A 13,433-nucleotide genomic window follows, 5' to 3' on the forward strand; every position below is an offset into this window, starting at 1 on the left:
ACGCGGTGCGTTACTCGCCCTTGGCCTTCGCGATGATCTCCTCGGCGACGTTCCGGGGAACCTCGGCGTAGGAGTCGAACTGCATCGAGTAGCTTGCGCGACCCGACGTCTTGCTGCGGAGGTCTCCGACGTAGCCGAACATCTCCGACAGGGGCACGAGGCCCTTCACGACGCGGGCACCGGCCCGCTCCTCCATGGCCTGGATCTGACCACGGCGGGAGTTGATGTCGCCGATGACCTCACCCATGTAGTCCTCGGGCGTGGTGACCTCAACGGCCATCATCGGCTCGAGCAGCACGGGGCTGGCCTTGCGCGCGGCCTCCTTGAAGGCCTGCGAACCGGCGATCTTGAACGCGAGCTCGGAGGAGTCCACCTCGTGGTAAGCACCGTCGAGCAGCGTCACGCGCACACCGGTCATCTCGTAACCGGCGAGGATGCCGAACTGCATGGCCTCCTGCGCACCGGCGTCCACCGAAGGGATGTACTCCTTCGGCACACGGCCACCGGTCACCTTGTTGATGAACTCGTAGGAGGCGTCGCCACCCTCGATCGGCTCGACCGCGATGATGACGCGGGCGAACTGGCCCGTACCACCGGTCTGCTTCTTGTGGGTGAACTCGACCTTCTCGACCGCCTTGCGGATGGTCTCGCGGTACGCGACCTGCGGCTTGCCGACGTTGGCCTCGACCTTGAACTCGCGCTTCATGCGGTCCACGAGCACCTCGAGGTGAAGCTCGCCCATACCGCCGATGACGGTCTGGCCGGTCTCCTCGTTGGTGTGCACCTGGAAGGAGGGGTCCTCCTCGGCCAGGCGCTGGATCGCGACGCCGAGCTTCTCCTGGTCGCCCTTCGACTTGGGCTCGATGGCGACCTCGATGACCGGCGCCGGGAAGTCCATGGACTCCAGGATGACCGGGTTCTTCTCGTCGGAGAGCGTCTCACCGGTGGTGGTCTGCTTCAGGCCCATCACGGCGACGATGTCGCCGGCGCCCACCGACTCGATCTCCTCACGCTTGTTGGCGTGCATGCGGTAGATCTTGCCGATGCGCTCCTTGCGGCCCTTCACCGAGTTCAGCACGGCGGTGCCGGAGTGCAGGCGGCCGGAGTACACGCGGACGAAGGTGAGCTTGCCGAGGTGCGGGTCGCTCATGATCTTGAACGCGAGGGCGGCGAGGGGCTCCTCGTCCGACGGCTTGCGCACGATGACCTGCTCCGCGTCCTTGACGTCGTGGCCCTCGATGGCCTCGACGTCGAGCGGGGTGGGCAGGTAGCGCACGACCGCGTCGAGCAGGGGCTGAACGCCCTTGTTCTTGAACGCGGTGCCGCAGAACACGGGGGTGACGGTGGTGCCGCCGCCCTTGCCGGACGCGATGGTGATGCGACGGATCGCGGCGTAGAGCTGCTCCACGGTGGGCTCGGTGCCCTCCAGGTACAGCTCCATCAGTTCTTCGTCGTTCTCGGCGACGGCCTCGAGCAGCTTGCCGCGGTACTCCTCGGCAGCCTCGGCGTGGGTGTCCGGGATGTCGACGGTGTCGTACATCTCGCCCTTGGTCGCCTCGGCCGACCAGACCAGGGCCTTCATCGTCACGAGGTCGATGACGCCCTTGAAGTCGGCCTCCGCGCCGATCGGCAGCTGCATGACCAGCGGCTGCGCGCCCAGGCGGTCGGAGATCATGTCGACGCAGCGGTGGAACTCGGCACCGGTGCGGTCGAGCTTGTTGACGAAGCAGATCCGCGGAACGCCGTAGCGGTCCGCCTGACGCCACACGGTCTCGGACTGCGGCTCAACGCCGGCGACACCGTCGAACACCGTCACGGCACCGTCGAGCACGCGCAGGGAGCGCTCCACCTCGACGGTGAAGTCGACGTGACCCGGGGTGTCGATGATGTTGATGGTGTAGTCGTTGTCCTCGAGCGGCCAGTGACAGGTGGTCGCAGCAGACGTGATCGTGATGCCACGCTCCTGCTCCTGCTCCATCCAGTCCATGGTGGCGGCGCCGTCGTGGACCTCACCGATCTTGTACGACACGCCGGTGTAGAACAGGATCCGCTCGGTGGTGGTCGTCTTGCCCGCGTCGATGTGGGCCATGATCCCGATGTTGCGGACCTTGGCCAGGTCAAGTGAAGTGGTAGCCATAAGGCTTCAGTCTTCTCTCGGTCTCGATGTGGGTAGCGACTACCAGCGGTAGTGCGCGAAGGCCTTGTTGGACTCGGCCATCTTGTGGGTGTCCTCGCGCTTCTTCACGGCCGCACCGAGGCCGTTCGAGGCATCGAGAAGCTCGTTGAGGAGACGCTCGGTCATGGTCTTCTCGCGACGGGCGCGGGAGTAACCGACCAGCCAGCGCAGCGCCAGGGTGTTGGCACGGCCGGGCTTGACCTCGACCGGGACCTGGTAGGTGGCGCCACCGACACGGCGGGACTTGACCTCGAGGGTCGGCTTGATGTTCTCGAGAGCGCGCTTCAGCGTGATGACCGGGTCGTTGCCGGTCTTCTCGCGCAGGCCCTCCATGGCGCCGTAGACGATGCGCTCGGCGGTGGAGCGCTTGCCGTTCAGCAGCACCTTGTTGATCAGGGAGGTCACCAGAGGAGAACCGTAGACCGGGTCGATGATGACCGGGCGCTTCGGGGCGGGGCCCTTACGAGGCATTCTTACTTCTCCTTCTTGGCGCCGTAGCGGCTGCGGGCCTGCTTGCGGTTCTTCACACCCTGGGTGTCAAGCGAACCGCGGATGATCTTGTAGCGAACACCAGGCAGGTCCTTCACACGGCCGCCGCGCACGAGCACGATGGAGTGCTCCTGCAGGTTGTGCCCCTCACCCGGAATGTAAGCGGTGACCTCGATCCCGCTGGTCAGACGCACACGCGCGACCTTACGCAGGGCCGAGTTCGGCTTCTTCGGGGTGGTCGTGAACACACGCGTGCAGACGCCCCGGCGCTGAGGGGAACCCTCGAGTGCGGGCGTCTTGTTCTTCTCGACCTTGTCCTGCCGGCCCTTACGGACCAGCTGCTGGATCGTAGGCACTACTTCTCCGGTTTCTGTGTGCCGATAGGTGAAGCTAACCTGGAACGTCGCCGACCCACGCGGTCGGGTGTGTCGAATCCCGCGGACTCCCGCCGCCAGGCAGAATTAAGCGCAGATTGCGGTGGCCGGTATCAGCTCGCCTTGCGGTTGATGGCACGCACGGGAGCCAGGGCACACCCCAGGCACAAGGTCTGAGCGTACCTATCGCATTCGCTGCGGTCAAAACAAATGGGCACCGCCCACCTCGCCATGCGGGACATGTCAAGCCCCCCGGCCGTTGTCGATCTTCAATTCGACGGCGCGTGTCCCCTTTGCGTACCTTCAGGATGCTACGACGGACACCACCGTGAGCAACACCAGTACGAGTGCCCAGGCGGCCGTGGACAACCACCCGAGCACGAGCCCGGTCAGCGCGAGCCCGTCCCCCAGCTCCCCACGGCTGCGGATCTCGCCGCGCGCCACGTGCCCCAGCACGACGGCCGGAATCCCGGTCGCCCCCATCGTCGGCACGCACAGCAGCCCGCACACCGCCGCCGCGACCGCCTTCCCGTTCGTCTGCGGCCGCGGCACGGGCAGGAACGTGCGCGGCACGGGCGGCGGGTATGAGGCCGACTGCGGTACGGGCCCCTGCGGCAGATCGGCGACGATCAGCCCCAGCTCCCCGACGGTCCGCGCCGCGTACGCCCGCGCCACCCGCCTCTCGAACTCGTCCTGCTCCATCCGGCCCTCGCCGTACCCGGCTCTGAGCACGTCCACGGCCCGCTCCCGGTCGGCATGCGAGGCGAGCATCGACGGGGCGCTGTGGCCCTGCCAGGGTTGCCAGGACGGATAGGGCGGCTGCGACACGGAGCACCTCCCCGGGAGCCGGAGTCCTTCCATGATGCGCCGAAGCGGGCTTTCCGGCACGGGTACGCCCTCGGCGAGGGACCGCACCTCAGCCAGGCGGCCGATTCTCGCCCAGGCATCGGCACAGGTGAACGCGGGTGTTCGGGCGAACGACGGGGGGGGGGCAGGCACGACTGTGGGGCGACGACGGCGTCCCGTTCCTCGCCCGGCTGGAGCGGGAGGATCGCGCCGCCGTGCTCGCATCGGGAAAGCGCGGCACTCAGCGGCCGCCACCGCTCGGCGACCGTGACGGCCCTGGACCCGGTCGACGCGGTCGTCATCGACCAGGGCCGCTTCACCACGTCCGTGGCGGACAACCCCCGCGTGGCGCTGCACCTGCTGAGCCTGTCCACCGACCGGCAGCGCCGCACCGACCGCTGGTCCGCACCCACGGCAGAATCAGCCATCTCTTGGCGCGAACCTGCCATCGCAGCCGGCGGGTGTCCCAGCGCACCTACGCTCGGTTCCATCCGCGTGATTCACGCAGATCTCCGCAGGTGTGCCACCGACCCGGGCCGATCGTGGCTCGACCAAGACGGGGCCGGGACGGAGCTGACAATGTCGGGTCCCCGTCCGGACCGAGCCGGCGGCCGGGACCCGGGAGTCATCGCGGTACTCGGTGCCTTCGTTCTCAACGGTGCGCTGCTTGGCTCATGGGCCACTCGGGTGCCGGCGCTGGCCGCGCAGATCGGTGCGGCCGAGGGTGCGCTGGGGCTGTCCCTGCTCGGTGCCAGCGTAGGTATGATCGCCGCTTCGATTCTCGCCGGTCGGCTGTGCGCGGCGTTCGGTGCTCGCGTCGTGATGACGGTGTCCGGCGTTGCCGGGTCCGCGATGCTGCCGGCTCTAGGGCTGACGAGGTCGCCCGCGATGCTCGGCCTGCTGCTGTTCGTACTCGGCGCCATGGTCGGCGTGATGGACGTGGCGATGAACGTGTCCGGTGTGACAGCGATCAGGCGGACCGGCCGGGCGATCATGCCGCTGTTTCACGCGGCCTTCAGTTTCGGCACGCTGGCCGGTTCGATCGGCGCTGCGGTCGCGGCCGGGCAAGGGCTGGCACCGAGCCGTCATTTTGTCATCGTCGCGGTGATCTGCGGCGGCGTCACCTTCGGGATAGCCCGCCGGATTCCCGTCGAGGAACTACTGAGGGTGCCCGCAGGGAGCGAGCACGCGGAGCGAGCACCGTTCAGACGACCGGTGCTGTGGCTGCTCGGCGGCGTGGCACTGTGTGCCTCAATAGCCGAAGGAGCGACCGCGGACTGGTCGGCGCTGTTCGGTGTCCAGGAGCGCGGTCTCAGCGAGGCCACCGGCGCTCTGATCTACTCGTGCTTCTCGATCACCATGGCGTGCACCCGCTTGTGCGGTGAGGCGATCCAGCGTCGTTGGGGCGCGCCACGGATGCTCATCGGGGGTGCGGCGATCGGTGGGCTGGGGCTGGCCACCGCAGTCATGACGCCTTCACCGGAGCTCACCTTCGCCGGCTTCGCTGTCGCCGGTGTCGGTTTGGCGTACGCGTCTCCCGTCGTCATGGAGTTGAGTGGCGCGGCCGGGCGACGGGCCGATGGGGGCGGTGGCGAGCGCGAGGTCGCGTTTGCGACAACCATTGCCTACAGCGGGTTCTTGCTCGGCCCTCCGATGGTGGGCGGGGTCTCCGAGCTGACCAGCCTGCCGGCCGCGCTCGGCGCTGTCGCGGTGCTCGTGTTGTTGATCGTCCCGCTGACTCTGGCCGCGGGTACCTTCCGGCGCCGGGAGTTGTCGTCGGCCAAGGAGTCAGCGGCGAACCCAGCCGGGGCAGAGTGATCCGGCGCAACATGGGCTGACGTCCACACCCGGCTCCACCATCTGCAAGCCCACCTGCAGAGCCGGCGCTGACACGCCGAAGGGCGGTCACCCCGGAGGATGACCGCCCTCTCACTCAGGCGACTCGCTTACTGGTTGTACGGACCGTAGTCGTAGTCCTCCAGCGGAACGGCCTGGCCGGAGCCCGTGCCGAACGGCGAGTAGTCGATGTCGTCGTAGCCGACGGCCGAGTACATCGCGGCCTTGGCCTCCTCGGTCGGCTCGACCCGGATGTTGCGGTAGCGGGACAGACCCGTACCGGCCGGGATGAGCTTACCGATGATGACGTTCTCCTTGAGGCCGATGAGCGAGTCGGACTTGGCGTTGATCGCCGCGTCCGTGAGGACTCGCGTCGTCTCCTGGAAGGACGCCGCAGACAGCCAGGACTCCGTGGCCAGCGAGGCCTTGGTGATACCCATGAGCTGCGGACGACCGGAGGCCGGGTGACCGCCCTCCTGGACCACACGACGGTTCTCGTGCTCGAACTTCGAGCGCTCGACCAGCTCGCCGGGCAGCAGCTCGGCGTCGCCGGACTCGATGATCGTCACGCGGCGGAGCATCTGCCGGATGATGATCTCGATGTGCTTGTCGTGGATCGACACACCCTGCGAGTTGTAGACCTTCTGGACCTCGCCGACCAGGTGGACCTGGACGGCACGCTGACCCAGGATCCGCAGCACGTCGTGCGGGTTGGTGGCACCCACGGTGAGCTTCTGGCCCACGTCGACGTGCTCGCCCTCGCTGACCAGGAGCCGGGCACGCTTCGAGATCGGGAACGCCGTCTCGTCGCTGCCGTCGTCCGGGGTGACGACGATCTTCTTGGTCTTCTCGGTCTCCTCGATCCGCACGCGGCCCTGGGCCTCGGAGATCGGGGCGACACCCTTCGGGGTACGGGCCTCGAAGAGCTCGACGACACGCGGCAGACCCTGGGTGATGTCGTCACCGGCCACACCACCGGTGTGGAAGGTACGCATCGTCAGCTGGGTACCGGGCTCACCGATGGACTGGGCGGCGATGATGCCGACCGCCTCACCGATGTCGACCAGCTTGCCGGTGGCGAGCGAACGGCCGTAGCACATGGCGCAGGTGCCGACGGCGGACTCGCAGGTCAGGACCGAGCGGGTCTTGACCTCCTCGACGCCGCGCTGCACGAGCTCCTCGATGAGGACGTCGCCGAGGTCGGTGCCGGCCGGGGCCAGCACCTGCCCGTCGACCACGATGTCCTCGGCGAGGCAGCGCGCGTACACGGACGTCTCGACGTCCTCGGTCTTGACCAGACCGCCCTCGGCGTTCCGATCGGCGATCTTCAGACGCAGACCGCGCTCGGTGCCGCAGTCCTCCTCGCGAATGATGACGTCCTGGGAGACGTCGACCAGACGACGCGTGAGGTAACCCGAGTCGGCGGTACGCAGAGCGGTGTCCGCCAGACCCTTACGGGCACCGTGCGTGGAGATGAAGTACTCCAGCACGGACAGGCCCTCACGGAAGGACGCCTTGATCGGACGCGGGATCGTCTCGTTCTTCGCGTTCGACACCAGACCACGCATACCGGCGATCTGACGCATCTGCATCATGTTGCCTCGTGCACCCGAGTTCACCATCATGAAGATCGGGTTGGTCTTCGGGAAGTTGTCGTTCATCGCCTCGGCGACCTCGTTGGTCGCCTTGGTCCAGATCGCGATGAGCTCCTGCGTGCGCTCGTCCTTGGTGATCAGACCGCGCTCGTACTGCTTCTGGACCTTCTCGTCCTGCGCCTCGTAGCCCTTGACGATCTCCTTCTTCGCCTCGGGAACGACGACGTCGGAGATGGCCACGGTGACGCCGGAACGGGTCGCCCAGAAGAAGCCGGCCGCCTTCAGGTTGTCGAGCGTCGCCGCCACGATGACCTTCGGGTAGCGCTCGGCGAGGTCGTTGACGATCTCGGAGAGCTGCTTCTTGCCGACCTCGTAGTCGACGAACGGGTAGTCCTCGGGCAGCAGCTCGTTGAAGAGCGCGCGGCCCAGGGTGGTGTTCAGCCGGAACGGGTCACCCTGCTGCCACTCGCCGCTGTCGCCCTCGGCGCCCTGCTCGGGCGCCGGCGGGGTCCAGCCGCGCGGCGGGATGGTGCCGACCGGGAAGCGGACGTCGATCTTCGACTGGAGCGACAGCTCGCCCGCGTCGAAGGCCATGATCGCCTCGGCGACCGAGGCGAAGGAACGGCCCTCGCCCTTGAGGTCGCGCATCTCGCCGTCGGTGGTGAGGAAGAACAGACCGAGGACCATGTCCTGGGTCGGCATCGTCACCGGGCGGCCGTCGGCCGGCTTGAGGATGTTGTTCGAGGACAGCATCAGGATGCGGGCCTCGGCCTGCGCCTCCGCGGACAGCGGCAGGTGCACGGCCATCTGGTCACCGTCGAAGTCCGCGTTGAACGCGGTGCAGACGAGCGGGTGGATCTGGATGGCCTTGCCCTCGACCAGCTGCGGCTCGAAGGCCTGGATGCCGAGGCGGTGCAGCGTGGGCGCACGGTTCAGCAGAACCGGGTGCTCCGCGATGACCTCTTCCAGCACGTCGTACACGACCGTGCGGCCGCGCTCGACCATGCGCTTGGCGCTCTTGATGTTCTGCGCGTGGTTCAGGTCGACCAGGCGCTTCATCACGAACGGCTTGAAGAGCTCCAGCGCCATCGCCTTCGGCAGACCGCACTGGTGCAGCTTCAGCTGCGGACCGACGACGATCACGGAACGCGCGGAGTAGTCCACACGCTTACCGAGCAGGTTCTGACGGAAGCGGCCCTGCTTACCCTTCAGCATGTCGCTGAGGGACTTCAGCGGGCGGTTACCGGGACCGGTGACCGGGCGACCACGACGACCGTTGTCGAAGAGGGCGTCGACGGCCTCCTGGAGCATGCGCTTCTCGTTGTTCACGATGATCTCGGGCGCACCGAGGTCGAGAAGGCGCTTCAGACGGTTGTTCCGGTTGATCACACGGCGGTACAGGTCGTTCAGGTCGGAGGTCGCGAAGCGGCCACCGTCCAGCTGCACCATCGGGCGGAGGTCCGGCGGGATGACCGGCACGCAGTCGAGCACCATGCCCTTGGGGCTGTTGCTGGTCTGCAGGAACGCGGAGACGACCTTCAGGCGCTTGAGCGCACGGGTCTTCTTCTGGCCCTTGCCGGTACGGATGATCTCGCGGAGCTTCTCGGCCTCCTCGTCGAGGTCGAAGGACTCCAGGCGCTTCTGCAGCGCCGCGGCACCCATCGAACCGTCGAAGTACGTGCCGAAGCGGTCACGCAGCTCGCGGTAGAGCAGCTCGTCGCCCTCCAGGTCCTGGACCTTGAGGTTCTTGAAGCGGTTCCACACCTCGTCGAGACGGTCGATCTCGCGCTGCGCACGGTCACGCAGCTGCTTCATCTCGCGCTCGGCGCCCTCGCGCACCTTGCGGCGCACGTCGGCCTTGGCGCCCTCGGCCTCCAGCTCGGCCAGGTCGGTCTCGAGCTTCTTGGCGCGGGCCTCCAGGTCGGCGTCGCGGCGCTGCTCGATCTGCTGGCGCTCGACGGAGACGTGGGCCTCCAGCGAGGGCAGGTCGCGCGTACGGCGCTCCTCGTCGACGTACGTGATCATGTACGCCGCGAAGTAGATGACCTTCTCGAGGTCCTTGGGAGCCAGGTCGAGCAGGTAGCCCAGACGGCTCGGGACACCCTTGAAGTACCAGATGTGCGTGACGGGCGCGGCCAGCTCGATGTGGCCCATCCGCTCACGGCGCACCTTGGCGCGGGTCACCTCGACGCCGCAGCGCTCACAGATGATGCCCTTGAAGCGAACGCGCTTGTACTTGCCGCAGTAGCACTCCCAGTCCCGGGTCGGACCGAAGATCTTCTCGCAGAAGAGTCCGTCCTTTTCGGGCTTGAGCGTGCGGTAGTTGATCGTCTCGGGCTTCTTGACCTCGCCGTGGCTCCACTGACGGATGTCGTCAGCGGTGGCCAGACCGATCCGGAGCTCGTCGAAGAAGTTGACGTCGAGCACTATGCGTCAATCCCTCTCAGGGTTGTAAGTCATGGGGTCTGATACGGGGGTCCTGGGGCCGGCGGCCTTCATGACGAAGGCCGCCGAACTCCCGTCAGACCTCTTCGACGCTGCTCGGCTCACGCCGCGACAGGTCGATGCCAAGCTCCTCCGCAGCGCGGAAGACGTCCTCGTCGGTGTCGCGCATCTCGATGGACATGCCGTCCGAGGACAGCACCTCCACGTTGAGGCACAGGGACTGCATCTCCTTGATGAGCACCTTGAAGGACTCGGGGATGCCGGGCTCAGGGATGTTCTCGCCCTTGACGATGGCCTCGTAGACCTTCACGCGGCCGGTCACGTCGTCGGACTTGATGGTCAGCAGCTCCTGGAGGGCGTAGGCGGCGCCGTACGCCTCGAGTGCCCACACCTCCATCTCGCCGAACCGCTGGCCACCGAACTGGGCCTTACCACCCAGCGGCTGCTGGGTGATCATCGAGTACGGACCGGTCGAACGGGCGTGCAGCTTGTCGTCGACCAGGTGGTGCAGCTTGAGGATGTACATGTACCCGACCGAGATCGGGTCCGGGAACGGCTCGCCGGAGCGGCCGTCGAACAGCCGGGCCTTGCCGGACGGGAGCACCATGCGCTCGCCGTCGCGGTTCGGGATGGTGTGGTTGAGCAGGCCGGCCAGCTCGTCCTCGCGGGCACCGTCGAAGACCGGCGTCGCGACGTTGGTCCGCGGCGGGACCTGGTCGGCGTCGATGGCCTGCAGGCGCTGCGCCCACTCGTCGGCGAGACCGGAGACGTCCCAGCCCTGGCTGGCGAGCCAGCCGAGGTGGATCTCCAGAACCTGACCCGGGTTCATTCGGGACGGCACACCGAGCGGGTTGAGGATGATGTCGACCGGGGTGCCGTCCTCCAGGAACGGCATGTCCTCGATCGGCAGGATCTTCGAGATGACGCCCTTGTTGCCGTGACGGCCGGCGAGCTTGTCACCGTCGGTGATCTTGCGCTTCTGCGCGACGTAGACGCGGACCAGCTGGTTCACGCCCGGGGGAAGCTCGTCGCCCTCCTCGCGGTCGAAGACGCGCACGCCGATGACCTTGCCGGTCTCGCCGTGCGGCACCTTCAGCGAGGTGTCACGGACCTCACGGGCCTTCTCACCGAAGATCGCGCGGAGCAGGCGCTCCTCGGGCGTCAGCTCGGTCTCGCCCTTGGGCGTGACCTTGCCGACGAGGATGTCACCGGCGATGACCTCGGCACCGATACGGATGATGCCGCGCTCGTCGAGGTCGGCGAGGACCTCCTCGGAGACGTTCGGGATGTCCCGGGTGATCTCCTCGGGGCCGAGCTTGGTGTCACGGGCGTCGACCTCGTGCTCCTCGATGTGGATCGAGGAGAGGACGTCGTCCTGCACGAGGCGCTGCGACAGGATGATCGCGTCCTCGTAGTTGTGACCCTCCCACGGCATGAACGCCACGAGCAGGTTCTTGCCGAGCGCCATCTCACCCTGCTGGGTGGCCGGACCGTCGGCGAGGACCTGGCCCTCGATGATCCGGTCGCCCTCGCTGACGATGACCTTCTGGTTGACCGAGGTGCCCTGGTTGGAGCGGGCGAACTTGGCCAGCCGGTACGTGATGTACGTGCCGTCGTCGTTGGCGGTGGTGATGTAGTCCGCGGAGACCTCCTGGACCACACCGGGCTTCTCGGCCTTGACCACGTCGCCGGCGTCGACCGCGGAGCGGTACTCCATGCCGGTGCCGACGAGCGGGGCCTCGGACTTAATCAGCGGCACGGCCTGACGCATCATGTTCGCGCCCATGAGGGCACGGTTGGCGTCGTCGTGCTCGAGGAAGGGGATCATGGCGGTCGCGACCGACACCATCTGGCGCGGCGAGACGTCCATGTAGTCCACGTCCTCGCCACCGACGTAGTCGACCTCGCCGCCCTTGCGGCGGACCAGCACGCGGGCCTCGGCGAAGCGGAGGTCGTCGGTGAGCGGCGCGTTGGCCTGCGCGATGACGAAGCGGTCTTCCTCGTCGGCGGTCAGGTAGTCGACCTCGTCGGTGACCTGGCCCTCGAACACCTTGCGGTACGGGGTCTCGACGAAACCGAACGCGTTGACCCGGCCGTAGGAGGCGAGCGAGCCGATCAGACCGATGTTCGGGCCTTCGGGCGTCTCGATCGGGCACATGCGGCCGTAGTGCGAGGGGTGCACGTCACGGACCTCGAAGCCGGCCCGCTCACGGGACAGACCACCCGGGCCGAGCGCGGAGAGACGCCGCTTGTGCGTCAGCCCGGACAGCGGGTTGTTCTGGTCCATGAACTGGGACAGCTGGCTGGTGCCGAAGAACTCCTTGATGGAGGCGACGACCGGCCGGATGTTGATCAGGGTCTGCGGCGTGATCGCCTCGACGTCCTGGGTCGTCATGCGCTCACGGACGACGCGCTCCATACGAGCCAGACCCGTGCGGACCTGGTTCTGGATGAGCTCGCCGACGCTGCGCAGACGACGGTTGCCGAAGTGGTCGATGTCGTCGGTCTCGACGACGATCGAGGTACCGCTGTCACCGACCGTCTCGGTCTCGCCGGCGTGCAGCTTCACCAGGTACTTGATCGTCGAGATGACGTCCTCGACGGTCAGGATGCCCGCGTCCAGCGGAGCGTCCGCACCCAGCTTCTTGTTGACCTTGTAGCGGCCGACCTTGGCCAGGTCGTAGCGCTTGGGGTTGAAGTAGAGGTTCTCGAGCAGCGTCTGCGCGGCCTCACGCGTGGGGGGCTCGCCCGGACGCAGCTTGCGGTAGATGTCGAGCAGCGCGTCGTCCTGGCCCTGGGTGTGGTCCTTCTCCAGGGTGGCGCGCATGGACTCGTACTCGCCGAACTCCTCGAGGATCTGCTCGGTGGTCCAGCCGAGCGCCTTGAGCAGGACGGTGACGGACTGCTTGCGCTTGCGGTCGATGCGGACACCGACCATGTCGCGCTTGTCGATCTCCATCTCCAGCCAGGCACCCCGGGACGGGATGATCTTGGCGGAGAAGATGTCCTTGTCGGACGTCTTGTCGATGGAGGAGTCGAAGTAGACACCGGGGGAACGGACCAGCTGCGACACCACGACACGCTCGGTGCCGTTGATGACGAAGGTGCCCTTGTTCGTCATGAGCGGGAAGTCGCCCATGAAGACGGTCTGGGACTTGATCTCGCCGGTCTCGTTGTTGGTGAACTCGGCGGTGACGAAGAGCGGGGCCGCGTACGTGAAGTCGCGCTCCTTGCACTCGTCGATCGAGTTCTTCGGCGGCTCGAAGCGGTGGTCACGGAAGGTCAGCGACATCGACCCGCTGAAGTCCTCGATCGGGGAGATCTCCTCGAAGATCTCCTCGAGCCCGGACTTGGTGGGGACGTCCTGACCGTTGTCCAGAGCCTCCTCGACCCGACTCTGCCAGGCGGTGTTACCGAGCAGCCAGTCGAAGCTCTCGGTCTGCAGCGCGAGCAGGTTCGGAACCTCGAGAGGCTCCTTGATCTTTGCAAAAGAGATGCGCAGCGGGGCAGTGCTGGCGGCGTTGTTCGTATTCGCGGTCGAGGCGTTGCGCGAGGCGGCCAAGAGGGGGTCCTTCCGAGGGCTCGGACTCACTACGCGCGTACCGGCCCCTCTCCCGTACACGGAGACAAGCTGTGTCCGTCCGGCAATAAAGCCAGGTCGGGCGGGTCTTG

General features: G+C 67.0%; 7 protein-coding genes. 1 reads left to right on the forward strand and 6 read right to left on the reverse strand.

Annotated features, from left to right (window positions below; genetic code table 11):
• Positions 1-10: 10 nt before the first annotated feature.
• The 4 genes from fusA to ABZ016_RS05795 all read right to left on the reverse strand — a co-directional run bounded on the left by fusA (position 11) and on the right by ABZ016_RS05795 (position 3,867).
• Positions 11-2,137, reverse strand: coding sequence for an elongation factor G (fusA, locus tag ABZ016_RS05780; RefSeq protein WP_356915273.1), 2,127 nt, complete (start codon positions 2,135-2,137; stop codon positions 11-13).
• A gap of 39 nt (positions 2,138-2,176) precedes the next feature.
• Complete coding sequence (gene rpsG / locus ABZ016_RS05785) at positions 2,177-2,647, reverse strand: 30S ribosomal protein S7 (RefSeq protein ID WP_003998848.1); 471 nt, start codon at positions 2,645-2,647, stop codon at positions 2,177-2,179.
• A gap of 2 nt (positions 2,648-2,649) precedes the next feature.
• On the reverse strand, positions 2,650-3,021 hold the full coding sequence (rpsL, locus tag ABZ016_RS05790; protein WP_003948652.1) for a 30S ribosomal protein S12: 372 nt from the start codon (positions 3,019-3,021) through the stop codon (positions 2,650-2,652).
• A gap of 321 nt (positions 3,022-3,342) precedes the next feature.
• Entirely contained in the window at positions 3,343-3,867 is a 525-nt protein-coding gene (locus tag ABZ016_RS05795; protein WP_356915274.1) for a DUF1707 and DUF4190 domain-containing protein, read from the reverse strand.
• Between the two features lie 285 nt (positions 3,868-4,152).
• Here ABZ016_RS05795 and ABZ016_RS05800 point away from each other — a divergent pair, with 285 nt between their 5' ends.
• Positions 4,153-5,703, forward strand: coding sequence for an MFS transporter (locus ABZ016_RS05800; RefSeq protein WP_356915275.1), 1,551 nt, complete (start codon positions 4,153-4,155; stop codon positions 5,701-5,703).
• A gap of 128 nt (positions 5,704-5,831) precedes the next feature.
• Here the strand turns inward: ABZ016_RS05800 and ABZ016_RS05805 are convergent, their stop codons facing one another.
• Together ABZ016_RS05805 and rpoB are read right to left on the reverse strand one after the other, a co-directional pair.
• Positions 5,832-9,743, reverse strand: coding sequence for a DNA-directed RNA polymerase subunit beta' (locus ABZ016_RS05805; protein WP_356915276.1), 3,912 nt, complete (start codon positions 9,741-9,743; stop codon positions 5,832-5,834).
• A 94-nt stretch (positions 9,744-9,837) separates the two neighbouring features.
• A complete protein-coding gene (gene rpoB / locus ABZ016_RS05810) occupies positions 9,838-13,323 on the reverse strand; it encodes a DNA-directed RNA polymerase subunit beta (protein ID WP_356915277.1) in 3,486 nt (1,161 codons plus the stop codon).
• Positions 13,324-13,433 lie beyond the last annotated feature (110 nt).

The sequence above is a fragment of the Streptomyces sp. NPDC006372 genome, assembly GCF_040612515.1.
Classification (GTDB): Bacteria; Actinomycetota; Actinomycetes; order Streptomycetales; family Streptomycetaceae; genus Streptomyces.

Coding starts and splice junctions, on each gene's coding strand:
- fusA (WP_356915273.1), bottom strand. CDS start 2,137: ATGGCTACCACTTCACTTGACCTGGCCAAGGTCCGCAACATCGGGATC.
- rpsG (WP_003998848.1), bottom strand. CDS start 2,647: ATGCCTCGTAAGGGCCCCGCCCCGAAGCGCCCGGTCATCATCGACCCG.